At 70.4% G+C, this 24,298-nt stretch carries 24 protein-coding genes; 7 read left to right on the top strand and 17 right to left on the bottom strand.

Annotated elements, in window-relative coordinates; all coding sequences use genetic code 11:
- Nucleotides 1–203: 203 nt before the first annotated feature.
- The 4 genes from CWS50_RS07100 to CWS50_RS07115 all read left to right on the top strand — a co-directional run bounded on the left by CWS50_RS07100 (nucleotide 204) and on the right by CWS50_RS07115 (nucleotide 5,083).
- Nucleotides 204–1,052 carry a MerR family transcriptional regulator gene (locus CWS50_RS07100; protein WP_127842224.1) on the top strand — a complete coding sequence of 283 codons (849 nt, stop codon included), beginning with the start codon at nucleotides 204–206 and terminating at the stop codon, nucleotides 1,050–1,052.
- Complete coding sequence (locus tag CWS50_RS07105) at nucleotides 1,049–1,957, top strand: ABC transporter ATP-binding protein (protein ID WP_127842225.1); 909 nt, start codon at nucleotides 1,049–1,051, stop codon at nucleotides 1,955–1,957. Before CWS50_RS07100 ends, CWS50_RS07105 begins: the two co-directional genes overlap by 4 nt.
- A complete protein-coding gene (locus tag CWS50_RS07110) occupies nucleotides 1,954–3,591 on the top strand; it encodes an ABC transporter permease (protein ID WP_127842226.1) in 1,638 nt (545 codons plus the stop codon). Before CWS50_RS07105 ends, CWS50_RS07110 begins: the two co-directional genes overlap by 4 nt.
- Nucleotides 3,592–3,832: 241 nt before the next feature.
- A complete protein-coding gene (locus CWS50_RS07115; protein WP_127842227.1) occupies nucleotides 3,833–5,083 on the top strand; it encodes an ATP-binding protein in 1,251 nt (416 codons plus the stop codon).
- Between the two features lie 103 nt (nucleotides 5,084–5,186).
- Here CWS50_RS07115 and CWS50_RS07120 read toward each other — a convergent pair whose 3' ends face one another.
- The 4 genes from CWS50_RS07120 to CWS50_RS07135 all read right to left on the bottom strand — a co-directional run bounded on the left by CWS50_RS07120 (nucleotide 5,187) and on the right by CWS50_RS07135 (nucleotide 8,738).
- Entirely contained in the window at nucleotides 5,187–6,041 is an 855-nt protein-coding gene (locus CWS50_RS07120) for an amino acid ABC transporter permease (RefSeq protein WP_127842228.1), read from the bottom strand.
- Nucleotides 6,038–6,691, bottom strand: coding sequence for an amino acid ABC transporter permease (locus CWS50_RS07125; protein ID WP_127842229.1), 654 nt, complete (start codon nucleotides 6,689–6,691; stop codon nucleotides 6,038–6,040). The genes CWS50_RS07120 and CWS50_RS07125 overlap by 4 nt, the downstream gene beginning before the upstream one ends.
- A 90-nt stretch (nucleotides 6,692–6,781) precedes the next feature.
- A complete protein-coding gene (locus CWS50_RS07130; RefSeq protein WP_127842230.1) occupies nucleotides 6,782–7,864 on the bottom strand; it encodes a glutamate ABC transporter substrate-binding protein in 1,083 nt (360 codons plus the stop codon).
- A 148-nt stretch (nucleotides 7,865–8,012) separates the two neighbouring features.
- Nucleotides 8,013–8,738 carry an amino acid ABC transporter ATP-binding protein gene (locus CWS50_RS07135; RefSeq protein ID WP_127842231.1) on the bottom strand — a complete coding sequence of 242 codons (726 nt, stop codon included), beginning with the start codon at nucleotides 8,736–8,738 and terminating at the stop codon, nucleotides 8,013–8,015.
- 437 nt (nucleotides 8,739–9,175) lie between these two features.
- Between CWS50_RS07135 and CWS50_RS07140 the strand changes: the two genes are divergently transcribed.
- Together CWS50_RS07140 and CWS50_RS07145 are read left to right on the top strand one after the other, a co-directional pair.
- Nucleotides 9,176–9,412: a hypothetical protein gene (locus CWS50_RS07140; RefSeq protein ID WP_127842232.1), complete on the top strand. Its 237-nt coding sequence runs from the start codon at nucleotides 9,176–9,178 to the stop codon at nucleotides 9,410–9,412.
- A 222-nt stretch (nucleotides 9,413–9,634) separates the two neighbouring features.
- Nucleotides 9,635–10,924: a glycosyltransferase gene (locus tag CWS50_RS07145; protein WP_341472746.1), complete on the top strand. Its 1,290-nt coding sequence runs from the start codon at nucleotides 9,635–9,637 to the stop codon at nucleotides 10,922–10,924.
- 16 nt (nucleotides 10,925–10,940) lie between these two features.
- Here the strand turns inward: CWS50_RS07145 and CWS50_RS07150 are convergent, their stop codons facing one another.
- The 11 genes from CWS50_RS07150 to CWS50_RS07195 form a co-directional block, all read right to left on the bottom strand.
- Nucleotides 10,941–11,996, bottom strand: a complete 1,056-nt coding sequence (locus tag CWS50_RS07150; protein WP_127842233.1) for a DUF418 domain-containing protein — start codon at nucleotides 11,994–11,996, stop codon at nucleotides 10,941–10,943.
- Nucleotides 11,997–12,141: 145 nt separating this feature from the next.
- Entirely contained in the window at nucleotides 12,142–12,828 is a 687-nt protein-coding gene (locus CWS50_RS07155) for a response regulator (RefSeq protein ID WP_127843322.1), read from the bottom strand.
- Between the two features lie 210 nt (nucleotides 12,829–13,038).
- Nucleotides 13,039–14,352 (bottom strand): sensor histidine kinase, encoded by a 1,314-nt coding sequence (locus CWS50_RS07160; RefSeq protein WP_164860097.1) that lies wholly within the window; start codon nucleotides 14,350–14,352, stop codon nucleotides 13,039–13,041.
- 75 nt (nucleotides 14,353–14,427) lie between these two features.
- Nucleotides 14,428–15,258 (bottom strand): TrmH family RNA methyltransferase, encoded by an 831-nt coding sequence (locus tag CWS50_RS07165; protein ID WP_371855143.1) that lies wholly within the window; start codon nucleotides 15,256–15,258, stop codon nucleotides 14,428–14,430.
- Nucleotides 15,259–15,537: 279 nt separating this feature from the next.
- A complete protein-coding gene (gene rplT, locus CWS50_RS07170) occupies nucleotides 15,538–15,918 on the bottom strand; it encodes a 50S ribosomal protein L20 (RefSeq protein WP_127842236.1) in 381 nt (126 codons plus the stop codon).
- 28 nt (nucleotides 15,919–15,946) lie between these two features.
- Nucleotides 15,947–16,141: a 50S ribosomal protein L35 gene (rpmI, locus tag CWS50_RS07175; protein WP_127842237.1), complete on the bottom strand. Its 195-nt coding sequence runs from the start codon at nucleotides 16,139–16,141 to the stop codon at nucleotides 15,947–15,949.
- 202 nt (nucleotides 16,142–16,343) lie between these two features.
- Nucleotides 16,344–16,973: a translation initiation factor IF-3 gene (infC, locus tag CWS50_RS07180; protein ID WP_127842238.1), complete on the bottom strand. Its 630-nt coding sequence runs from the start codon at nucleotides 16,971–16,973 to the stop codon at nucleotides 16,344–16,346.
- An 806-nt stretch (nucleotides 16,974–17,779) separates the two neighbouring features.
- Nucleotides 17,780–17,932 carry a hypothetical protein gene (locus CWS50_RS12960; RefSeq protein ID WP_164860098.1) on the bottom strand — a complete coding sequence of 51 codons (153 nt, stop codon included), beginning with the start codon at nucleotides 17,930–17,932 and terminating at the stop codon, nucleotides 17,780–17,782.
- A gap of 251 nt (nucleotides 17,933–18,183) precedes the next feature.
- The gene (locus CWS50_RS07185) at nucleotides 18,184–19,038 is read right to left on the bottom strand and encodes a hypothetical protein (RefSeq protein ID WP_164860099.1); all 855 of its coding nucleotides are present in this window, start codon (nucleotides 19,036–19,038) and stop codon (nucleotides 18,184–18,186) included.
- Complete coding sequence (locus CWS50_RS07190) at nucleotides 19,035–19,787, bottom strand: ABC transporter ATP-binding protein (protein ID WP_243118221.1); 753 nt, start codon at nucleotides 19,785–19,787, stop codon at nucleotides 19,035–19,037. The genes CWS50_RS07185 and CWS50_RS07190 overlap by 4 nt, the downstream gene beginning before the upstream one ends.
- Nucleotides 19,788–19,863: 76 nt before the next feature.
- A complete protein-coding gene (locus tag CWS50_RS07195; protein WP_243118222.1) occupies nucleotides 19,864–20,787 on the bottom strand; it encodes an SseB family protein in 924 nt (307 codons plus the stop codon).
- A 584-nt stretch (nucleotides 20,788–21,371) separates the two neighbouring features.
- Between CWS50_RS07195 and CWS50_RS07200 the strand changes: the two genes are divergently transcribed.
- Nucleotides 21,372–22,652 carry a lysophospholipid acyltransferase family protein gene (locus tag CWS50_RS07200; RefSeq protein ID WP_127842241.1) on the top strand — a complete coding sequence of 427 codons (1,281 nt, stop codon included), beginning with the start codon at nucleotides 21,372–21,374 and terminating at the stop codon, nucleotides 22,650–22,652.
- Nucleotides 22,653–22,702: 50 nt separating this feature from the next.
- On the opposite strand, the gene priA is transcribed toward CWS50_RS07200, so the two are convergent.
- Together priA and hisH are read right to left on the bottom strand one after the other, a co-directional pair.
- Nucleotides 22,703–23,422: a bifunctional 1-(5-phosphoribosyl)-5-((5-phosphoribosylamino)methylideneamino)imidazole-4-carboxamide isomerase/phosphoribosylanthranilate isomerase PriA gene (gene priA / locus CWS50_RS07205; protein ID WP_127843324.1), complete on the bottom strand. Its 720-nt coding sequence runs from the start codon at nucleotides 23,420–23,422 to the stop codon at nucleotides 22,703–22,705.
- 116 nt (nucleotides 23,423–23,538) lie between these two features.
- Nucleotides 23,539–24,177: an imidazole glycerol phosphate synthase subunit HisH gene (hisH, locus tag CWS50_RS07210; RefSeq protein ID WP_127842242.1), complete on the bottom strand. Its 639-nt coding sequence runs from the start codon at nucleotides 24,175–24,177 to the stop codon at nucleotides 23,539–23,541.
- Nucleotides 24,178–24,298 lie beyond the last annotated feature (121 nt).

The following is a 24,298-nucleotide window of genomic DNA, read 5'->3' on the forward strand; positions in this document are numbered from 1 at the left end:
GGTTGCCTTCCACCAGGTGGGTCAGAGTGTCCAGAGTAGCCTGGGCCAGACTAGACTGTTCCGCAGGAGCGCCCGAAATCGTCTCAAGATCGCGGCCCGCAGCTCCAGTCACACGGCACCAGCACGGCATGACCGCGCGTCACGTGGACGCGGTCACGCACAGGGCTTGACGGTGACGTGGCGTCACCTGCTGGGATAGATGCATGCGCGTCAAGGAGATCGCCGACCTGGCCGGTACCACCCCGCGGGCGGTGCGCCACTACCACCGGCTCGGGCTGCTGGCGGTGCCGCCGACCGTGCACGGGAAGCGGGAGTACGGCGTCGCACACCTGGCCCGGCTCATGCGGATACGCTGGCTGGCCGAGGGCGGGCTGCCCCTGGCGCAGATTGCCGAGGTGCTCGCTCAGGACCCAGGAGGCACCGACCGCGACTCGGTGCTGGGCAGTCTACGGGCCACCCGCGAGGAGATCCTGGCACGCCGCCGTGGGCTGCAGGCGCAGGAGGCCCGCATTGAGGAGCTGATCGCCCGGGTCGAGGGCGGGGAGGGGCTCGAGCCCATCCCGCAGCTGCTGGTGCGCTTCTACGACGCGGTCGAGACCCGACTCGATCAGGCGCGTCTGAGCAGGCGCGGGCTGCGGGTCGAGCGACAGGTGGTTACTGCGCTGGCCACCCTCGGGCTGGTGCCCGACAGCGTCGGGTCCTTCCTGGCCGAGCTGGACTCCACGGACTGGGAAGCAGGGGTGCGCATCTACACGGAGATCGCCCGCCTGGAACAGCTGCGTGGGGACGCCGCCCGCTCCTCGGCCATGCGGTTGGCCGAGGAGACCTGGGAGTACACCCAGCGGCACCGGCGCGCGGCGTTGGCCGCATTCGCCGACTTCCCGACCGGGGCACCGGGGCGCACCACCTGGCGGCTGACCCAGATGGTCACCGACGCCTACACCAGTCCGGCGCAGCACCTGTATCTCAACCGATTCCTGGAGCTGCTCATGACGGACCCGGAGTTCGCCGTCGTCATCTACCGCCTGTCAGGAGAGGACCCCACGCTATGAGGAACCCAGACTCCCCGATTCGTGTCCAGGGCCTGGTCAAGCGCTTTGGGCGTTTCACCGCCCTGGACGGGCTGGACCTGGAAGTCGCCGTCGGCCAGGTGCACGGCTTCCTCGGCCCGAACGGAGCAGGCAAGTCCACCACGATCCGTACTCTGCTGGGCCTGCACCACCCCGACGGCGGCAGGGTGCGGGTACTTGGGACCGACCCACGGCGGGCAGCCCCTGAGATCAACCGAGAGATCTCCTACGTGGCCGGGGACGTGGCCCTGTGGCCGAGCCTGACCGGCGGGCAGGTGCTCGACGCCCTGGCGGGTCTGCGCGGCAGGCGAGACCCCACCCGGGAGGACGAGCTGATCGAGCGCTTTGCCCTGGACCCGAGCAGGAAGGTGCGCACCTACTCCAAGGGCAACCGGCAGAAGGTGGCACTGGTGGCGGCACTGGCCGCACCCACCAGCCTGCTGATTCTCGACGAGCCGACCAGTGGCCTGGACCCGCTGATGGAGCAGGTCTTCATGGATGAGGTGACCCGGGCCGCGGCCCAGGGGCGCACCGTGCTGCTGTCCAGCCATGTCCTCGCCGAGGTGCAGCGCCTGTGCAGCGCCGTGACGATCATCAAGGACGGGCGCGTGGTGGAGCAGGGCGACTTGACCCGGCTGCAACAGCTGGCCCGTACCCAGATCAAGGTCGGCGGCAACGCGGATCTGCTGCGCGGCATCGCGGCGTCGCTGCCGCAGCTGGAAGGCGATCTGTCGGTGGAGGACGACCGCCTGAGCGTGCAGGTGAGTTCCGCCCGGGTCCCCCAGGTACTGGCGGCCGTCGCCGCGCAGGGAGCCACCGACGTGAGCTGTCAGCCCGCGAGCCTGGAGGACCTGTTCCTGCGTCACTACGAGGAGGTACGCAGATGAGCGCCCACGATGAGCTGCGCGGCATGGGCCGCGCGCTGCGGCTGACCGCCCGGAGACTGCGCGTGCAGGCACTCGCCTGGATCCTTCCCCTGTGGCTGGGAACGGCCTCCTTCGCCCCGGCCTACCAGGACGCCTACTTCTCCGACGCCGGCGGCGCCGGTGGTGCGGGCGGCGCGGGTGGTAATGCCGTGGTCGAGGCGCTGCGCGCCTCCCCCGGCACACGCCTCCTGTACGGCGAGCTCCCCGAGCCCGGCACAACAGGTCAGCTGGTGGAGTGGGAGGGCGCCACCTACCTGCTCGTGTGCACCGCGCTCATGGCGGTGCTGCTGACCTGCCGCCTGATGCGCGCGGACGAGGACGAGGGCCTGACCGAGCTGTTGCGGAGCGCGGGCGCTGGGAGGTGGGTACCCTTCCTGGCTCCGGTGCTGGTGACCTGGGCGGCGGTCGGCGTCCTGGCCGCCTTCGTGGGCGGCACGCTCGTGGCCGAGGCACACGGGATTGAGGCGCTGACCGCGTCGGGCGCCTGGGCGCTGGCAGGAGTGACCGCGAGCGTCGGCTGGGGCTTCGCGGGGCTGGCCGCCGTGGTCTGCCAGTTAGCACGCAGCGTTGCCGACGCCCGCCCCCTGGCACTGGCATGTGTTGGGGTTGCCTTCGTGGTGCGGGTGCTGGCCGATGAATCCGGTGCTGCCTGGCTGCGGTGGACCACACCGCTGGGCTGGCGCGACCTGGTCGCCCCCTACACCGACGACGACCCCGTCCCGCTGGCGGCGTGCACCGCGATATGCGTTGCCCTGGTGGTGGCGGCCGGAGCACTGTACGCCCACCGGGAGTATGCGGGCGGCTACCTGCCCGACCGAGCCACCAGCCGGCGCCGCTGGCGGCTCCACGGCTACGCCGACCTACTCACGCGCCTGTCCACACGCGCAACACTGACATGGGTGGCGGCAGTGGCCTGCTTCTCGACGCTATTCGGTTCTACGACCGAGGGCATCCTGGAGATGATGCAGGACGATCGCATCACCGCCTATGTGGACATGCTGACGCAGGCCGCTGACGGCGTGATGGCGCAGTTCATGTCGTTGATGACCGTGATGATGGCGCTGCTGATCGCAGTGGCGGCGACTGGGCAGGCGAGCCGGCTGGCCGCCGATGAGGCCGCCGGCCTGGTGGATGCTGAGGTCGCCGTCGGGATGCCGCGCTGGCGCCTGTTCCTGACGCAGGCCGCCTCGGCGGCAGCGGTGGGGACAATTCTGCTGGTGCTGTGCGGGACGGCGCTGGCCGCTGCCACGGCCACGCAGGTGACCGAGGACCACGCTGTGGAGCGGGCCTTCGTGTTCACCGTCAGCCAGCTGCCCGGAGTGCTGGCAGCGACCGGCATCACCCTGGCGGTGATCGGTGTGGCGCCGCAGCGCTTCGGGATCGTGTGGGCGGTGATCGCCTGGAGCGCCTTCGCCAGGCTGCTCGGCGGCCTGGTGGACCTGCCCCGGTGGGCTCAGGAGCTGAGCGTGGTGGGGCACCACCTCGACGTCGTCGGCAGCCCCGACTGGATGCCGCTAGCGGTGCAGGCCGCAGTCGGCCTGGGCGGCACGTTCCTGGGCCTGGCCGCCTACCTGTGCCGCGACCTGTCCCGGTGAGCGCGCTGACAGCCTGGTCCTCACGTTCCCCGCCCCCTGCTGAGACCACGTCAGGGACCCATGAGCCACCAGGAGGCACGCGCGGTGCAGCCCGCCTCCACGGTCAATGTTCTGACCGGTAGACCATCTGCGTATTGACCGGTAGACCACCTGCGTATTGACCGGTAGACCACCTGCGTATTGACCGGTAGACCACCTGCGTATTGACCGGTAATCGCTCGGCCTTCTGTACGATACCTCTATGTCATACCTGCTCCGTCACCTGGACTCCTACCTTGACGAGCTCTTTCCAGCCCTGCCTGCCATCGCCATCGAAGGGGCCAAGGGCGTCGGCAAGACCGAGACCGCGCTCCGGCGCGTCACGCGGGTCCTACGGCTGGACGAGCACGACGTGGCGCAGCTCGTCGCAGCCGGCGGCAAGGACTTTCTGGAGAGAGGTCGCAGGTCAGTGCTGCTGGACGAGTGGCAACACCTCCCCCAGGTGTGGGACTGGGTGCGCAGAATGGTCGATGACAGGTCCACGACACCGGTTCTGCTTACCGGAAGCGCGACCCCGCGTCAGGGAACGACCACTCATTCAGGCGCTGGCCGGATCGTGTCTGTCCTGATGCGCCCGATGTCCCTCACGGAGCGTGGCACCACCCCCGGCGGACTGAGTCTTGCCGCTCTCCTGGCCGGGGACTGCTCGTTCACCGCGGAGAGCACGATGACTCTGCCTGACTACGCTGAGGAGGTCTGCGCCTCGGGCTTTCCCGGGATCCGCCCGCTGACGTCCCGGGCGAGAGCCGTCCAGCTCGACTCCTACATCGAGCGCGTCATTGACCGTGACATCCTTGAGCAGGGCGGCTCGATCCGCAGACCCGGATCTCTCCGGGCCTGGCTACGCTCCTACGCTGCGGCGACGTCCACGACCGCCTCCTACTCGGCGATCCTTGACGCAGCCACTGCGGGAGACTCAGGCAAACCAGCCCGGAGCACCACCCAGACCTACCGCGACCTGCTCACCCGGATCTGGGTCCTCGACCCTGTGCCCACCTGGGACCTCAACCCTTCAGCCGGGTCGCGGCTCAAGACCTCGTCCAAGCACCAGCTCGTCGATCCTGCGGTATCTGCCCGGTTGCTCGGGACCACTGCGTCGGCACTCATGAGCGCACGACCGGGTTCGGGCGAGCTGTTCGGGCGTCTGTTCGAGGCCCTTGCCACGCTCTGCGTCAGAGCCGCCTCGCTGACCGTGGACGCGAGGGTCGGCCATCTGAGGACGCGCAACGGCGACCACGAGATCGACCTCGTCGTCGAGGACTCCCACGGCCGTGTCGTGGCGTTCGAGGTCAAGCTGGCACGAGACGTCGGCGACCGCGACGTCGCCCACCTGGCCTGGCTCAAGAGGCAGCTCGGCGATCGTCTGTCGGCGGGCGTTGTCCTCACGGCAGGACGTCACGCCTACCTCAGGGAAGACGGGTTCCTCGTCCTCCCGCTCGCCCTGCTGGACTAGCTGCCATGACGAGGGCACCCCGCCTGTAGCGACACACGCCTCCGCAGTAGCCGCGCTCACTACGAGACGATGCCCGTAGGGGGTGCCCGTAGGGCGGGAGCGCTCAGCGGGTACGAGCCTCCACGCGCCGCGCCAGCGCACCCAGAGCCCAGTTGATGAGCACGTAGACCACCGCGATGATGACGTAGGCGGGCAGGTACACGTCGAGGTGGGCACTGACCCGCGCGGAGGACACCAGCAGGCGCCCCGCGTACATGAGCTCGGCGTAAGCCACCACGTAGCCCAGCGAGGAGTCCTTGAGAATCGTCACCAGCTGGGTGACCAGGGTCGGCAGCATCAGGCGCAGCGCCTGAGGGGCCAGCACCAGGCGCATGGTCTGGCCCCGGCTCAGCCCCAGCGCCTGGGCGGCCTCGGTCTGCCCCCGGTCCAGGGCGGCCACCCCGGATCGGAACACCTCCGCTGTGGTCGCCGAGGAGCACATGATGACGGGGACGGTCAGCATCCAGAACGGTGACAGCGTCAGCCCCCAGCGCGGCACCGCCAGCAGGAAGAAGTAGATGAGCAGCAGCATGGGGACGGCGCGCATGGCGTCGATCCAGGTGCCGACCACCGAGCGCACCACCGTGGAGCGGCTCATGCGCGCCCAGCCCAGGCCGATCCCCAGGGGGAAGGACAATGCGGCGCCCACAAGGGTGACAAGCAGGGTGTCGGCCAGTGCGCGGCCGAGATAGCTGACGACCGACTGCCCCAGGAAGTAGCGCCACCTGGGATAGGCCAGCTGGCCTGCCTGGTCGAGCTGCACCAGGGCGGCTGCCACCAGCGCCACGAGGACCAGGGTGACGGCTACTGAGCCGATGAGAATGCGGCGCCGTCCCCTGGGGCCGGGAGCGTCGAAGAGCAGGTCGGCGTCGGTGGTGCCGCGCGGGCGAGAAGGGGTGCGTGCGGTCAGGAGGCTCATGGGCGGGGCTCCCCTCCGGTGACGCGGCGCTCCAGCAGGGAGCCGAGCCTGGTGGCAAGGAAGGCGATAGCCAGGTAGGTCAGGCCCGAAGTGAGGAAGGTGATCACCGCCTGCGCGTAGCGCAGGTTGAGCTGCTGGGTGACGTTAGTCAGCTCGGGCACACCGATGGCAGCAGCAAGCGAGGAGCCGATGAGGCAGGAGATGAAGATGTTGACCAGCGGCTGGATGGTGCGGGCCAGCGCCTGGGGCAGCACCACGGTGGTGATGATGAGCCCGAAGGGCATTCCCAGGGCTCGGGCCGCCTCGACCTGCCCCTTGGGCACGGAGTTGATGCCGGAGCGCACCGTCTCGCACACGAAGCCGGAGGCGGAGAAGACAATAGCGGTGACAGCGGCGGCGAACAGGGACAGCGGCACCCCGGCGCGTGGGGCGGCGAAGGCCGCCAGGATCATCAGGCACAGGGTCGGGATGTTGCAGGCCAGCGTCACCCAGGCGGTGCCCAGGACCCGCAGCGGCGGGATCGGGCTGACGCGAAAGACCGCGATGAGCGTACCGACCAGCAGCGCGAGCATGAAGCCGAGCACGGCGATCACGAGGGTTGTGGCCAGGCCCTGGCTGATCATGCCGAGGTTGTCAGTGATGACGCTCACGGGCACCTCCTTCGGACGGCCAGGCGCGGGCCACCAGGCCCGGCCACCCGGCACGTGTGGACTGTGAACAGGTCAGGGGACCGCTGCGGGTCAGTCGGTCGCCTCCGGCGTCGCGGCACCATCGGTGGCCTCCGGCGACGCAGTATCCGAGGTGCCAGAGGCGTCAGCGGAGGCGGTGGGTGACGCCCCAGCTGTCTCAGAGCCGGGGACGGAGCCGATGGCAGGGCGCTGCGGAGCGTCGCCGCCCATGACGGCGCCGATGGTGGCCGCCCAGATAGCGTCCCAGGTTCCGTCCTCGTAGATGGTCTCCAGGAAGGTGTTGACGAACTCCTGGGCGTCGGAGTCCTTGGGCAGCCCGATGCCGTAGGGGTCCTCGGTGAAGGGCTCGCCGACGATCGTGACGGCGTCGTTGGACTGCATCACACTGAGCTGGAGGGACTGGTCGACGACGTAGGCGTCCACCTGGCCCGCCTCGAGGGCGGCCACGCAGTCGCCGTTCTCCTGGAACGGCACCTGCTCCGCCTGCGGGGCGGCCTCGTCCAGAGCGGGGCCGGAGGAGGAGTTGGACTGGACGGCCACCTTCACGCCCGCCAGGTCCTCGACACCGTTGATGCCGGTCTCCTCGGCACGCACCATGACGGACTGGCCGGAGGAGTAGTAAGGGCCGGCAAAGGCGATCTTCTCAGCGCGCTCGGGGGTGATGGTGTAGGTGGCAAGGACGGCGTCCACCTGCCCGTTCTCGATCATGGTCTCGCGGGTGTCAGAGGTGACCTGGGTTACCTCCAAGAGGGAGCGGGCGTCGTCCCCGCCGATGATGTAGCGGGCCAGGGCCTGTGCGAAGGCGGCGTCGAAGCCGGAGACCTCACCAGTGGTCGCGTCCTCCAGGGAGAAGACCTCGGAGGTCTTGGTGCCCCCGGTCCTGAGCACCCCGGCCTCACGCACGGCCGACGCCCAGGAGGAGGCGGCCACCACGTCGTCAGAGGCCACCGGACCGGAGTTGATAACGGTGTCGTAGTCGGAGTCCGAGACCTCGACCGCCTCACCGTCGGCACCAGTGTCGGCGCAGGCTGCCAGCACGGCCGCCAGCGAGACGGCAGCGCTGGCACCCAGAAGGCGGCGGCGGGTCAGGCTGGTCGGGACGGTCAGGGCGGGGCGGGTGTGCGGGGCAGTCATGTCAGGAGACCTTTCACAGGGGCTGGTTTCATAGGGGCTGACGACAGCTGCCGGGGCGGCTGCGCGTCGCTCAGAGGTCGGTCGAGGTCAGTGAGTGTCAGCAGCAGGAAGTCAGCAGGTATCAGGGGGCCGGTTGCCAGGGGCCGGTTCAGTGGCGCAGGACAGTGGACAGGAAGGCACGCGCCCGCTCGGTGCTCGGGGAGGCGAAGAAGGCGGCGGGCTTGGCCTCCTCGACGACCTGCCCCGCGTCCATGAGGACGACACGGTCGGCGACGCTGCGGGCGAAGCCCATCTCGTGGGTGACCACGAGCATGGTCATGCCGGAGGTAGCCAGGTCCTGGATGACGTCGAGGACCTCGGTGATCATCTCGGGGTCCAGGGCGCTGGTGGGCTCGTCGAAGAGCATGACCTTGGGCTCCATGGCCAGCGCCCGGGCGATAGCCACGCGCTGCTGCTGGCCCCCGGAGAGCTGGGCGGGCCGCTTGGCGGCCTGGTCGGCCAGACCTACCCGCTCCAGGAGCTCGCGGGCCCGCTGCTGCGCCTGAGGGACCGGAACCTTGCGCACGCGCGTGGGGGCGAGCGTGATGTTGTCCAGCACCGAGCGGTGCGGGAAGAGGTTGAAGGCCTGGAAGACCATGCCGACGTCAGCGCGCAGGCGGGCCAGCTCCCTCCCCTCCTCCGGAAGGGGCACGCCGTCGATGACGACGCTGCCCGCCGAGACGGTCTCCAGACGGTTGACAGTACGGCACAGGGTGGACTTTCCCGACCCGGAGGCACCGATGACCGCGACCACCTCGCCGCGGTGGACGTCCAGGCTGACGTCATCAAGAGCCTTGAAGTCCCCGTAGTACTTGGTGACGTGGCTGATACGCACCAGGGGGTCCTGGGGCTGGCCAGGTGGTGGAGAGGCAGCGGCACCAGGCGGGGAGGAGCTGTGGGCAGGGTGTGGAGCAGGGGACACGGGGCACCTCGTCTTGGTCTGGGGTCGGTCTCAGGGCAGGTGGGCGGGGGCGGTCACGTCAGTGACAGCAACAGCAGCACATCCACCTGCGCACGTCTCCTCCTCCGTCATGTGCGCGGCCCGTCAGGCCGTACCAGGTTCCTGGCCCAATCCGGTTCCCACAGGCCGTCAGCGGCACACTAGCACCCCCAGCCGCCGCCTCATCCAGGAGATCTGCCCGAGAGAGGCCATTGGGACGATCATCACAGGTCGATATCGCATGCTGGTCTGCTGCAGGTCATCTCCCCGTCTGGCACCGCATCCAGCCGCAGGCACTGGCGCCCAGCAGCGACGGGGCCTAGCCGGCGTGAGTGAGCAACGACGAGCACCGTGGTTCCAGGCAGAGGCGACGCCTCCACCCCCAGGAGCGCCGGGAGGAGATTGTGGCCCAGGCGTCAAGGCTCTTTGCCGACGGGAGCCTGGAGCACCTCTCCGTCAGCCAGGACACAGCTGTGCGCATGGCCGTGCGATCGCTGCGGGCGCTGGTGGACGCAGCCCAGGAGGCTGGCCGCCTGACCAGGCTGACCAGGAGGAGCCGGGACAGGTGACGCCCACGCAGGAGGCGTAGCACCCGAGCCGGGGCGGTCCGCACCGGGCAGAGCCGTCAGCTGCACCTAGGAGGCGGGAACACCACGGGGGGAGGCGCCGTGGTAGCGTCTCGGCTTGTTAGACATGTAGTCCAATAAGCGGAGGGCTGCTGCGTGCCCCGCGCGCGCTCGTTGACAGCAGCGACCCGCCTACGTCACGCAGCGAGGAACCAGCCCGTGCCACTGACCACGACCCCGCAGCCTGCCCCAGCCACGCCAGACTCAGGACGAGGGCGAGCACGCCGCGTCCTGTTCGCACCCGAGACCTTCAACCTGGCTGAGGTGACCCGGGCCGTTGAGGTGGCGCGGCGCATGCCTGCCGACGTGGAGTGCGTATTCGCCGGGTTCTCCCCTCGCAACAGTGAGTACATCAAGGCCGCTGGCTTCGAGGTGAGGCTGCTGGAGCCTCTCCTGTCCGAGGAGGAGGGCCTCCAGGCACTGGCCCTGGACCAGGGCAGGACCCTGCGCCACCCCTTTACCCGGACCATGCTGGCCCACCGTGTCGCCAGCGAGCGCGCACTCATCCGCCAGCTGCAGCCAGCCGCCGTCGTCATCGGCGTGACACCCAGCCAGTTCATCTCCGCCAGGGCGGAGCATGTCCCCCTTGTCTTCCTCAGGCCCTTCGCCTACTCGGTCGCTCACGTAGAGGCGGTCGGCGCCCGTGGGTCCACAGGCTGGCTGCCCCGGAACACCCCCTGGCAGGCGGTGGCGGACCGGCTCACGGCGCTCGCCTTCCGTACCGCAGCATCGCGGCTGCCTCTCCCTCACTCCTTCGAGGTGGTGGCCGCTGACAACGGGGTCGCCCTCCCCCGGGGCCTGGCCCACGCGCTGACAGCCGACATCAACCTCATCGCCACGACTCCCGCCCTCCTGCCCTCGTGGGTGGAGATGCCTGCCGGGCACCAGGTGGTCGGCCCGGTGTACGCGCAGCTGCCCGGCAAGGTCCCCGAGGAGGTCGGCCGCCTGGCCGCTGGACCGGACCCGCTGGTGTACTTCGCCGTGGGGTCCTCCGGGAACCGGGAGCTGGTGCTGGAGGTGCTGCAGGGCCTGGGGCGGGCGCACTGCCAGGTGCTGGCCCCGGTGCGCAGCCACCTGCGCCCGGAGGATCTCGACCTGCTGCCCGTCAACGTCCACGTCACGGACTGGCTCCCCGCCCACCGGCTAGGTGACGCCGTCGACATGGCTATCACCCACGGCGGGGAGGGCACCGTCCAGACCAGCTGCGCCCAGGGCTGGCCCTTTGTCGGGATCCCGCTCCAGCTGGAGCAGCAGTTCACCGTGCGGCGCTGCACCGCCTTCGGCTGCGCCCGCCTGGTCCCCAGGCGCGACGCTGCCCACACCGACTGGCCCCGGCTGGTCCACGACGTCCTGAGGGACCACACGATGCGTGCCCGGGCGCGTGCGATGGCGCGTCACATGGCGAGCCTTGACGGACCCGGACAGGCGGCTGCCGCAGTGTGCGCGCTGCTGTAGGCGGCAAGGACCTCCCCTACCGGCGGAGGAGCAGGGGCTCGACCCGCCACCAGGTCAGGCAACGCCACACCCACTCCAGCGGCCCGTAGCGGAAGCGGGACAGCCAAGCCCGGGCCAGGAGGGACTGGGCGACGAGCACGACCAGGGCCGTCCACAGCAGAGGCACGACGTCGCGGCTCTCGCTCCAGCGCGCCACCAGGCCTATGGGTGCCACGACAAGGCTGGCTCCCACGTAGCAGCTGAGGCTGGTGCGGCCCAGCGGCTCCAGGAGGGCTGACAGCGGCCTGCGCAGGCAGGTCGAGCAGGCCAGGACCACCAGGCACACGTAGAGCACGGCCATGATCCCGCCGGCGATCCCGCCGACCGTGCCAAAGCGGGGATCACCACCAGGCTCGTGGGCCTGGGCGAGGACAGCAGGCACTGTCAGGAGCGCCACCACCACGGTTGCCGCCAGCAGACGCCGGTCAGGCCGCTCCAGGTGGGCAGGCAGCCCGTAGGCCGCAGCGGCCGCACCGAGAAGAAACAGGCCAGGGACATTGAGGTCACTTGAGCCGGCCACCGCGTAGGTGGCCACCGTGGCCACCACCCCCAGGAGCGCCAGGAGGCTGCGGGGAAGACGCAGCACCGGTACCAGCACCATGAGCCCGACAAGCGCGTAGGCTCTGAGGACCTCCCCGGGGTAGACCAGCGAGTGCGCCAGGGCAATGACCAGCAGCACCCCCAGGCGCCGGGCCAGGACCCACCCGGGCGAGGAGCCGCGTCGTCGGGCGGAGTCCGCGACAAAGGTCATGCTCATACCAAACATGAAGGCAAAGATCGGCACGAAGCGGGTGGACACCAGGTAGTGCAGCGCCGTCTGCGCGGCAGAGGGCTCCTGCCCCACGACGGCGGGCAGGTCCCAGCCGAGCTCCACGATGTCCCCTATGTTGACCAGGAGGATGCCGCACAGGGCGAAGCCCCGCAGGACGTCCAGGACCTGGTAGCGGCGGACAGGACGATACAGTCCCGCGTCCTCGGTGGTCTCTGAGGTTGAGAGGGAGCCTGGCACTGGGGGTGAGTAGGTTGTGGTCATGGCCACGACGCTAGCGGCCACCAGGGTGGAGATCCAGACCTTTTCCCGTCGTTCCAACCCTGAGCTGACACTGTCGGACCAGGTTCCATCCGGGGGTGGACTGGGTGTGGCACCAGTCCTCCTCCCTGCGGGTCAGGGCCGGGGCTCAGTCCTCGTCCCCGGGGCGGACCAGACCGGTCTCGTAGGCCAGGACGACCAGACCGACACGGTCCCGCACCGCGAGCTTGCGCAGAATCCGGTTGATGTGAGTCTTGACGGTCGACTCTGCCACCACCAGCCGCTCGGCGATCTCCTGGTTGCTCAGCGCCCGGCCCACCAGGGCGAGAATCTCCCGCTCCCGTGCGCTCAGCGGTGCCAGCCGTCCGTCCTGACGGGTGGGCGTGCCTGCGGGAAGTGCCTCAGCCCCGGCGCTGGGACCGGGTAGTCCTTGACGGCCAGCAGAGACAGCGGTGCCGCAGGCAGCCTGGCCAGCGACCCACCGGCTGAGCAGACGCCGCGTCGTGGAGGGCGCCACGACGGAGTCACCACGGGCCACCGCCCGCACCCCGGCGACGAGCTCGGGGGCACTGACGTCCTTGAGGAGAAAGCCTGACGCACCGTGACGCAGCGCCTCGACCACGTAGTCGTCAAGGTCGAAGGTGGTCAGGACCAGCACACGTACCTGGGCGCCCCTGCGGGCAAGGACCCTGGTGGCCTCGATCCCGTCCATGAGGGGCATGCGCACGTCCATGAGGATGACGTCCGGGTGCAGCGCCTGGGCCGCAGCGAGCGCCTGCTCCCCGTCAGCAGCCTCACCCACGACCACCATGTCCTTCTGGGCGTCCAGGATCATCCGGAAGCCAGCCCGCACCAGGTCCTGGTCGTCGGCAAGGAGCACGCGCACCGGACGTGGTGCAGGCCCTGGCAGCGGCCCCGGTAACCTTGCTCCGCCCGCTGCAGTCGGTGGTAATGACGTCACAGCACCGCTCCGTTCTCAGACTGCCCGACGCCGGGTGTACCACTGTGATACCACCGTGACGAGCCACTGCGCCACCTTACGGCCTCACGGCTCCACCGGGACTGCCCGACCCGGCTCCACCAAGGGCACGGGAACCTGCGCCCGGAGGACCACGCCTCCGTCAGGCAGCGGCCGCACCTGCAGCTGCCCACCAGCAGCCTCTACCCTGCGGCGCAGGCTGCGCAGCCCCATCCCTCCTGCCGCACCACTGAGCCGCTCTGCCAGGGTGGCGCTGTCTGGGTCTTTCGGGGCGGCTAGGCTTGCCGGGTCGTCGTTGGTGACCGTGAGGGTGAGGCTGTCCCGGGCATGGACCAGCGCCACGTCGATACGGCTCACTGCGGGCACGTGCCTGACAGCGTTGGTGACTCCCTCCTGCGCCGTCCGGTAGAGGGCGGTCTGGGCGCTCAGGTCCACCGGCCCGTGGCTGCCAGGCTCGCCCTGGACCGCGAGGTGGACGGGGGCGCCCGAGCGGCTGGCGTCACGTACCAGTGAGGGCAGGGCGTCCAGGTCCGGCGCAGGATAGAGGGGCGCCGTCCCGTCATGGTCCGCGTCGGCTGCCAGTGCGTGGGTCAGGGAGCGGGTCTCCTCCAGCGCCTTGCGCGTGGTCGCCAGGACAGTCTCCAGCACGCCTCGGGCCTGGTCCAGCCGCTGCTGGTCGGTCAGGTCGACCTCCTCCTGCGGGGCGGTCACCAGGTAGCGTCCGGCCTCGGCCTGGACGGCGACCAGGGCCAGGGCGTGGCCGACGACGTCGTGGACGTCCTGGGCCGTACGGGCGCGTACGGCGGCGACCTGGGCGAGGAGACGCTGTCGCTCCTCAGCCTGCCGCGCCCGTTCTGCCACGGCACGCGCCTGGACGGTGTCGCGTCTGAGGGCCAGCAGACGGCCGGCACCCCACGCAAGCAGCCCGCCCCCCAGGACGAGAAGCACAGTGGCACGAAAGTCGTAGCGGTAGAGGGAGTCGGCTACCACGCCCCGCTCGTCCTGGTTCCATCTCAGTGCCGCCAGGAAGGCACCCAGGACCAGCGCCACCGCCCACAGGGGGCGCAGGCTCGCACGACCCTGCTCCCCCACGCGGAAGAGGGCGAGCAGGACGAGGACGTCTGCTGCCATGGCGAAGTCAAGGAGCGCCAGCTGGAGCGCTCCCGCCGCCAGGACCACGACACCGACCGCGTCAGCGTCCAGGCGCCGCCACCACAGGAGGCCGCCGAGGACACACACCACAGCGACCGCCAGCCACTGTCCTGTCTCCCGCCAGGCGGAGGTGGCTGACAACAGCACCAGCACGAGCACCGCTGCGATCCACGGCAGCGTCCCTGCCCTGTGACGCCAACGGTGCAGGACACCACCGACAGTGCTCACAGCACTGGCAGTACCGGCAGTGCTGACTGGGGCACCAGGGCCGGCCGCTCCAGCCATCCCAGGACCGCGCCCGTCTCAGGACCTCAGCGCCTGGGCGCTGGCGTAGAGGCACACGGCAGCGGCAGCGGCGACGTTCAAAGACTCCGCCCTGCCGTAGACCGGGACCGACACGGAGGCGTCAGCCCGTTCCAGGACCTGCGGCCCCAGCCCCTGGGCCTCGTTGCCCAGCACCCAGGCCGCAGGGGCGGACAGCAGGTCCGTGGCGTCAAACAGGTCCAGCTCCCCGCCCCGGTCGGCGGCCAGGACGGCCAGCCCCGCCCCGCGCAGGGCGCTGATGGTGTCGTCAAGAGCCACCCCGGTCACCACGGGAAGGTGGAACAGGCTCCCGGCGGTGGAGCGCACCACCTTGGGCGAGGTCGCCTCGACGCAGCCACGCGCCAGCACCACCGCGTCTGCCCCGGCGGCGTCGGCCACACGGATCATCGTGCCGACGTTGCCCGGGTCCTGGACCTCGACCAGCACCGCGACCAGGCGCGCCCCCTCAACAGCCGAGGCCAGGGCCTCACTGCCCGTGGCCTCCTCCATGGCAGCCACTGCGAGGACGCCCTGGGTGTCCGGGCTCATCGCCTCCATGACCCGCTCACTGGTGAGGTGGCGGTACAGCCCGGCCTCCTCGGCTGCCACCCAGATCTCAGGGTGGCGCTCAAGCGCCCGCTCCGTCATGTAGAGGTCAAGGACCCGGTCCGGGGCGTGGGCAACAGCCTCCCGGACCCCCTGGGGACCCTCGACCAGGAACCTGTGGTGCCTGGCGCGGGCGGTGCGTCGCACCAGTCCGGCGACGCGCGCCACCCTGGTCGAGCCGGGGTTGACAAGGACCTCGTGCCCGGCCGCGACCCCCTCTGTCATGGTACGTCGCCGCGGCCTGCGAACGGGAAGGTCCTGCGGGCCGCCCGCACCACCGGGGGCATCGTCATCCCCCAGCAGGAGGTCGTCGAGGTCGGCAGAGGTGCTCCTGGGGCTCATGGCGGTCAAGCCTACGGGAGGCTGGGCAGCTGGGGCTCTACGAGTCAGCGTCGGCGAGTGGCTCGCCAGCCACCACTCCGACAGATAATGGTGCCGCCCCCTGCTGCTGCGGAGGACGGCACCATCACGCTCCCGCAGGCCGCGTCTCGGCCTGCGGCCGGGTCAGGCCCGGGGGGCGTTGACGTTGTTGGGGAGGGCGTCGCGCGCGGTACCCACCAGTGCCTTGAAGGCAGCGGGCTCGTTGACCGCCAGCTCGGCCAGCATCCGGCGGTCGACCTCGACACCAGCCAGGCCCAGCCCCTGGATGAACCGGTTGTAGGTCAGGCCCTCGGCGCGGGCAGCGGCGTTGATGCGCTGGATCCACAGGCGCCGGAAGTCACCCTTGCGGGCACGGCGGTCACGGAAGGCGTACACGCCGGAGTGGGTGACCTGCTCCTTGGCCTTGCGGTAGAGGCGGGAGCGCTGACCCCGGTACCCCGAGGCCTGCTCAAGAACAGTACGACGCTTCTTGTGGGCGTTGACCGCCCGCTTGACACGTGCCATGAGAAAAACTCCTTACGTGGTGGGGTGGTCAGCGACCGAGCAGCTTCTTGACCTGACGGACGTCAGCCGGGGCGACCGGCTGGTCCTTGGACAGCTTGCGCTTGCGACGGGAGGACTTAACCTCCAGCAGGTGACGCTTGTTCGCCTGCTCGTGCATCAGCCTGCCGCTGCCGGTGACCCGGAAGCGCTTCTTGGCACCAGAGTGCGTCTTGTTCTTCGGCATGGATGTTTTCCTCTTGTCTGCCCCTCCGGTCACAGGACCTGGGGACTGCGGACCCTCTCACAGGATGTGAGGGGGCGGGTCTGAAATATGTACAGGGCACAGGATCCCCTGGCGTCGCCAGAGTCGCCCGGCGTACCGTGCGCCCAGGGTAGAGGCCTCTGCCGGGCACCACCGGGGCGCCTGCACTGGCTGGCAGCCGGTGTCACGAGTGCTGGGGGGCCTGCTCCGGGTGCGTTGCCTCGTTCCTGCCCGCGTGCTTCTCAGCGCGACGGGCAGCACGGGCCTCCTCGCGGCGACGCCGCTGGTCCGACTTGACGTCCGCCTTCTTCCTGGTCGGGGCCAGGACCATCACCATGTTGCGACCGTCCTGACGGGGATGGGACTCAACGGTCCCCAGCTCGGCCATCTCCTCGGCCAGGCCCTGGAGGAGCCGGATCCCCAGCTCGGGGCGCGACTGCTCACGACCACGGAAGCGCACGATGCACTTGACCTTGTCCCCACCCTTGAGGAAGCGCTCGACGTGGCCCCTCTTGGTGGCGTAGTCGTGCTCGTCGATCTTGGGGCGGAACTGGATCTCCTTGAGCTGGGTGTTGGCCTGGTTGCGCCTGGCGTCACGCGCCTTCATGGCTGACTCGTACTTGTACTTGCCGTAGTCCATGAGCTTGCACACCGGCGGGCGCGCGTTGGGGGCGACCTCGACGAGGTCGAGATCGGCCTCCTCGGCAAGACGCAGGGCGTCCTCGACACGCACGACACCTACCTGCTCGCCGCTGGGGCCGACCAGGCGCACTTCGGGAACACGAATCCGTTCGTTGACACGGGGCTCGCTGATGACGGTACCTCACTCTAGAGTCACGGACGACCTCGGGAACAGGAAAGGCCCCCGTTCCCTGTCACGCAGGTCGGAGGCCTCTACGAGAGCACGGTAGTCCGGACGGCCAAGGCCACCAGACGACCACGAAGGGTACACCCTTGCACGAACCCGGTCCCCGACAGGGACCAAGGTGGGATCCTCTCCACTTGCGCGCCGGGGCTGGCCCCGGTCGGTCAGGCTGACATCGTAGCAGGAACAGCCACCGCCGCCAAGACGGCGAGGAGGCTCGTCTCGGGTGTCCGCGATAGGGGCTGGGTACCTCGCCGTACCTCACCTGGGACAGCCCGCAAAGGTCGTGGACCTCGGTGGGTACGGGGGTGCGGGCCGCCTGGCGGGGACCAGGGCAGGCAGGGACAAGGCCGGTTACAAGACGAGCTGCACATCTTCAACGGACCACCCGTAGCCCTCTGGAGGAGGAAGATGCCGGGCTGTCTGCGGCCGCCCGGAAATAGGACCGTCGCCGCACAGCCCGCGCACCAGCACCGGCTCCATGATGTGCACCAGACGCCTTAGCGCACATCATGGAGGGGTGCAGCGAAGGCGCTAGGAGAGGCTGTTACTGCCCCACACACTGCTCCCCAACGCATCCCGCAGAAGCACGCGGGTCCCGGGGCCACTTTCACCCCCGGCAGGCGGGTCGGCCCTACCGCCCACAGCAACCGGGCGCCGAAAATGTGCAGCCCCGTCTCCCGCAGCGTCCCGTCCGACGTCCCCAGGGGCAACACAGCATCAAGAACGCGTCGGCCTGCGTCCGTCGTCCGCGCCTACCGTCGCAAGCCAGTGACCAGGCCCCACCACACCACCAGGGCGCTCGCTGCCGCCTGCGCCACCACGACCAGGTACGACGGCTGCCAGCCACTAGCAAGCAGGGCGGTCGGCAGGCCGACGACCACGACGGCGTCCCCGCCAGCGACCACCGCCTGGACCGCCCCGGCAGGGCTGGCGCCATAGCAGGAGCAGGTCCGCCTGTACCACGCACGGCACGGGGCACAGCCTTGCAGGCAGCCGCCTGCCCCACCAGGCCGCCAGGGCCAGTCGGCTGGAGCGGCGCGGGGGCGCCACCGGGGGGCTCAGAATCCGGCCCAGCGCCCTGGTGTCCAGGGACAGCAGCGAGACCTGGGCTCCAAGAGAGCGCGCCACCACGGCCAGGAGATCGGCGTCACGCAGGTCAGCGAGCCGGGGGCGCACCAGCGCCCTCCAGGTGGTCCAGGCCGCACCGGCTGCCACGGCCGCCACGCCGCCAGGGCCTAGCACACCAGCCGCTCCTCCCGGGAAGGGACGGAGCCCCCGGGGACACTGTAGGTGGTGTGTCCTCAGAAGCCGCTCCTCCCGGGAAGGGACGGAGCAGCCCGGTCGCCAGCGCCCCGGCCGCCGCAGCCACCAGTACCGCCCGTACCGGCCACGCCGGAGCAGCACGGCACTGGGCTAGTAACAGGCCGGTCATGACGGCCCAGCCTATGGCCGCAGCAAGCACGGCCCAGGCCAGCGCCGCCACCCAGCCGGAGCCGACGAGCACCGCGAGGACCAGCCCGCACACCGCTGCAAACCCTGCCGCACCGGCCATCTCGGCACGCGCCACAGGAAGCAGGAGACCGTCACGACACCCTGGAAGACGAAGCCACCACACGGCCTCCCAGGGACGCAGGAACAGCGGGCCGACGCGGCTGAGGGGTCCGACGGCGAGACCAGGCAGTGCCAGGAGGAAGGCAGCAACGACCCACTCCGGGTCCGGCCCGAGCCACAGCGGCACAGTCCCGACCGTCGCGACAGCGCTCCTGCGCGTCGGGACGGTCGGGGAGGCGAGGTGGGGCAGCAGGAGCACCGCCAGGACCGCGAGGTACAGCAGGCCCGAGTAGATCCTGCCCACCAGGGCGGGCCAGGACGTGCGGGCACGCCTGGACGACTGAGTCCGGTACCTGGTCCACCGGCGCACCTGCGCCAGGTCGGGGGGTCGGGAGGCCGGGCCACTAGAGGAGCCGCCCGTGGGACTGCCGACTAGGCCGCTGCCTGCCGGCCCGGTCACCACAGACCCTCCCTCATGGCGCTGACCCCCTCCTCCACGCTGAGCTCGCGCGTGTGCGCCCCGACAAGAAGCACCTGGGTAGCAGCAGCCGCCACAAGGGCAGGGTCGTGGGAGGCCAGCAGCACCGCCCTGCCCTCCCGGGCCTCCTGAGCCAAGCGCTGCGCCAGGAGGCGGCGCATGACGTGGTCCAGGCGCTGCTCAGGCTCGTCCAGGACAAGGAGACGACGGGGACGCGCCAGGGCCGAGGCCAGGGCCAGGCGTCGTCGCTGTCCCGAGGACAGCCGCTGGGGCAGGCTGTCCGCCTGCCCCAGCAGGTCAAGGTCCGTCAGCAGGGAGGTCACCACCGTGTCCGCGTCGAGGACCCCGTGCCCGGAGCAGACCAGCCCCAGGTGCTCAGCGACAGTCAACGAGGGGAAGAAGGAGTCCTCACCCAGGTCCCAGGCCACGGCTGCCCGCTGGGCTGCGGACTGCGGGTCCGGGGTCCCTCCCAGCAGCCGCACCTCCCCCTGCACAGGTGGCAGCAGGCCGCAGCAGGTACGCACCAGCGTAGACTTCCCCGCGCCGTTGACGCCCACGAGGGCGAGGACCTGGCCGGGCCTGAGGGTCAGGGACGCCGGGGCGCACACCGGGACGCCCCCATAGCCGACGCTGAGGTCACGGGCACTCACCAGGACCTGGTTGGCGACCCTGGCGGGCTCCCGTGGGCCAGCCTCGGTGCAGACAGGGTGCCAGGGCCCGTCCCCGTGCACGGCGCCTCCCCCGCCCGCAGGTCCGCGGCACCAGATCATGACCGCACCGCCAGCATGACCACCAGCATGACCTCCGTCATGCTGGAAGGGGGTACAGCTCGACAGTGTCGACAAGGTGCCCCCACTCAGGGCTGCCCAGGCATTGCTGGCAGTCCCTGACCACCCTCTTGACGCTCTCCTCGACGCCGCCCCTGGCACCACCCCTGCTGCTGTCCCTGGCTTCTCCTGCCCCGCCGCGGTGAACGCCACCAGCCTCGACGCTCACCAGGACCCGCAGCTCAGCACTCGCGCCCGGCTCGAAGAAGACGCTGCGGACTCCCTTGACAGGCTCCAGCCGGGCACGTATCTGGGCCTGCACCGCCTCGTTGCGCCAGGCGGGCACCCACTCGCGGCCCTCGGAGATCGCGAGTACCGCTGGGCGGGGAAGACACAGGTCACGGGTCCCCGGGTCCAGCACCCACAGCATGTCGGCCACGGCCGCCGCCACCTGCGCCGCCTGGCGGGCAGCCACGGGAACTGGTCGCACGTCTTGCACGTCACTGCGCCAGGCACGCATCGCCCCGACAGAGGTGAACACCGGCAGCGCCCGGCGGCCGTCAGGTGCGTGTACCGCCAGGATGGTCGCGTCCTGGCAGGGGTCCGCCGCGTGGGCCTGCGCGCCGGGCACACCCTGGTGCCGACCGAGCGGGTGAGCGGGCGACTCGGTAGTGTCCCGGACGCCCGGGCCGCGCCCAGGGTCACCGGGGCGACCGTGGGCGCGGACCGGGACCAGGAGGCGGCTGCCAGCCAGTGCCGCCCACACGGTGTCCAGGTACCTGTGCCAGGGCAGGCCCGGTACCGCCAAGGCGGCGGCCACGTCGGGGTCCACGGAGCCGTCGTCGTCGGGGAACAGGGCCGGGGCGGCCAGGAGACGCTCCATCTTGGCGCGGGCTCCCGCCGCCAGCGCGAGATCCAGCCTGCGATGGGGCCCGGGCGCATACGACGAGGCGGAGGTACTCACAGGAAGCACGATATCCGGAGAGACGGTACCGCGTCTGCCTCACCTACTACCGCACGACCGCTCTCACGAGGAGCCCACCGCGCTCCTCCGACGAGCCTCCGCCGCACTCCATCGCAAGTGAGTGACGTCACAGAGCCTCCGAAGCACCTCCGTCACAACCGGTGTCTCCTTCCCGAGCGCGGCCTGACAGCAGCAACAGCGCCCCCTTGCAGGCATCGTCGGAAAACCTGGGAGGTGATGCAGGAAAGATTCTCACCGATCACACAGTTCCCCTACCGTTGCCACACCGTTATCCTGGAATGGTGCCCTCGCTCTACGCCCTAAAGCACCGGCGCACCTGGAAGCCGGACCTAGTGGTCAGCACCTCAGCGCGCCTTGGAATCTTCCCGGACACCTGGAGGGTGTTGGACGCCGCCGGTGCCAGGTCCCGGCCTCCCGGCTCCTCTCCCGGCTCCAAGGGCCTCCGGGGCGGGAAGAGATCTCCCCCGCTCCCGCCTGCGGCCACTGTCCTCGGATAACCAGTCCCTCCTGCCCCACCACGACCACGGTGCCGACATCCCGGCCGACGCAGAAAGGCTCACCCTATGGCCTCCCCTACCACGGTGCCCGCTCCCTGGCCGACGCCCACCCGGTCCCCAGGCACACCGCAGCCACGCTCGATCGTGCTCACCCCTCCCAAGGTGACATGGCGGGCCGTCGCCCGCCAGTGGCTGTGGTCGGCGGTCATCGCCCCCTTCGGCGGTGTCCACGTCGAGGGAGAGTTCGACGCCGACGGCCCCTGCGTCGTCGTGGCCAACCACGGCTCCCACGCGGACACGATCGCGATGATGAGCGCCTCCCCCACGCTCATGAGGGTGGTGACCGTGGCAGCCCATGACTACTGGTTCTCCACGTGGCTGCGCCGGTCCCTGGCCCGGGGCCTGCTCGGCGCCTACCCGGTGCGACGCACCGGGGAGGGTGCCTACGAGGAGCTGCGCGGGATACTGGCGCACCGGGTGGCCGAGTCCATGAGCGTCCTGGTCTTCCCTGAGGGCACCCGCAGCCGCGACGGGAGCGTCGGCCGGTTCCACTCCGGGGCCGCCCGCCTGGCCCGGGACTTCGGCATCCCCGTCCTCCCGGTGGCGCTGGTGGGCTCACGGGAGATGATGCCGAAGAAGGGGTGCCTGCCCCGGTACTCCCCCGTGGAGGTGCGTATCGGGCGCCCAATCATGCCACGCGACGACGTCGCCGCTGTCAGCCAGGAGGCCCGTGCCCAGGTTGTCGAGATGCTGAGACGTCCTCGCAGGCCAGCGCCGGTCTCTGACGTGTACACGGTGCTGCGGCAGGCGATGTCGGGCAGGCGGGGGGACCTCGTCGCGTTCACCTGGGGGTTGGCCGACGCGGTCCTCCTGCCTGTCCCCGCGGAGATGAGCCAGGCCTGGATCGGGCTGACGCGTCCCGAGCTGATGTGGCGCCGGGGGGTGCTGGTCGTGGCGGGCTCAGTCCTCGGCGTGGCCACGACCCACCTCCTGGCGCGCGCCGGCCTGCGCCCGCCAGCCCTGTGGGTGACACCGTCGATGGAGGTGGCAGCCTCCCGGCTCCTGCGCCCCGGGCCACGCGGCTGCTGGAACCAGGTCCTGACAGGCTTGCCGGTCTCGCTGCGGGCTGCGGAGTCAGGACGGCGCGGCCTGCCCCTGGCACGGGTCCTGGTGCACGCCGCCGGAGAACGCGCCGTACGCATGGCGGGCGTCACGGTAGCTCTCCTGGCCCTGGAGAAGCCGCTGGGGCCGATCACTCGCCAGCACTACGGCCGCTACCTGCTCACGAGCGCCGTCGCGCTCGGGGCGACGGCACGAGGGGCCGTCCGCCGGTGGGGCAGGCGGTGAGGTCGGGAGAGGTCGGTGCGGTCGAGGACGTCAGGCTACCCCTGCTCCGTCTACGCCCCGGCAACCTCCAGGGCCTCCTGGAGGGTAAAGCTGCCGCTGTAGAGGGCCTTGCCGACGATGGCACCCTCGACCCCGTCAGGGACCAGCCGCCTGAGCGCACGCAGGTCGTCCAGGTCAGCGATGCCACCGGAGGCGACGACGGCGGCGCTGGTGCGGGCGCAGACCTCCCGCAGCAGCGTGGTGTTCGGGCCGGTGAGGGTCCCGTCACGGGTGACGTCGGTGACGACGTAGCGGGCGCAGCCTGCCTGGTCCAGCCGGGCGAGAGTCTCCCACAGGTCTCCTCCCTCCCGGGTCCAGCCCCGGGCGGCGAGGGTCGTGCCGCGCACGTCCAGACCCACGGCGATCCTGTCTGCGTGCTCGGCAATGACCTGCTGCGTCCACTGGGGGTCCTCCAGGGCGGCCGTCCCCAGGTTCACCCGCGCGGCCCCGGCGTCCAGCGCCCGAGCGAGGGAGTCGTCGTCACGGATACCGCCGGAGAGCTCGACGCTGACCCCGACCTCCTTGACGATGCGTGCCAGGAGGTCCGCGTTCGAGCCGCGCCCGAAGGCCGCGTCCAGGTCCACCAGGTGGATCCACTGGGCACCAGCCCGCACCCAGTCCTGGGCCGCCTCCAGGGGGCTGCCGTAGTCGGTCTCCGAGCCGGCCTCGCCCCTGACGAGCCGGACGGCCTTGCCGTCAGCCACGTCAACAGCAGGAAGGAGGGTCAGCACAGCGTCCCCCGTGTTTTCCATCATTCTCCGTTCTCCTCGCAGGGCACAGCGCGTGCACGACGTCGATGTGTGTGTTGTTATCCTGCCACTCCTGCCAGGGCTGTCATGTCAGTGACCTACAACGTGGTCAGCCAGTTGCGCAACAGCTGTGCCCCGGCGTCGCCGGACTTCTCCGGGTGGAACTGGGTGGCGCACAGGGCGCCGTTCTCCACCGCCGCCAGGAAGTCCTCGCCGTGGGTGGCCCAGGTAGCCTGGGGCGCACGAGCGGGACCCTGCCCCATGAGGGAGGCGGGGTCGGTCTTGGCGGCGTAGGAGTGGACGAAGTAGAACCGCTCCTGGCCGAGGCCGTCGAACAGGACCGAGGAGCCCGGCGGGCGGACCTGGCTCCACCCCATGTGGGGCACGACCTCCGCCTGAAGGCGTGTCACGGAGCCCGGCCACTGACCCAGGCCCTCAGCCCGGGTCCCGTGCTCCTGGGAGGAGTCAAACATCACCTGCATCCCCACGCAGATCCCCAGGACCGCGCGCCCTCCAGCCAGGCGGCGGTCGATGACCCTCGGAGCACCCACCTGCCGCAGCTGGTCCATGACCGCCCCGAAGGCACCGACACCGGGGACGACCAGCCCGTCAGCCTCCCCAGCCTCCTGAGGGTCCCGCGTCAGGGACACGTCTGCCCCCACCCGCTCCAGCGCACGCACAGCGGAGCGGACATTACCGGACCCGTAGGCCAGGACGACGACGCAGGGAGCTCTCATGGCGCGAACCCTACAGCCTGACGCCCCACATCGCGCCACCCCCAGATAGGCAACAATCGGCCGGTGAGCACCTGGCCTCCCTCCTCGCCACAGACACCGCCGCCCCGCTCGCAGCAGGGAC

The organism is Actinomyces wuliandei (assembly GCF_004010955.1).
GTDB classification, from domain to species: domain Bacteria; phylum Actinomycetota; class Actinomycetes; order Actinomycetales; family Actinomycetaceae; genus Actinomyces; species Actinomyces wuliandei.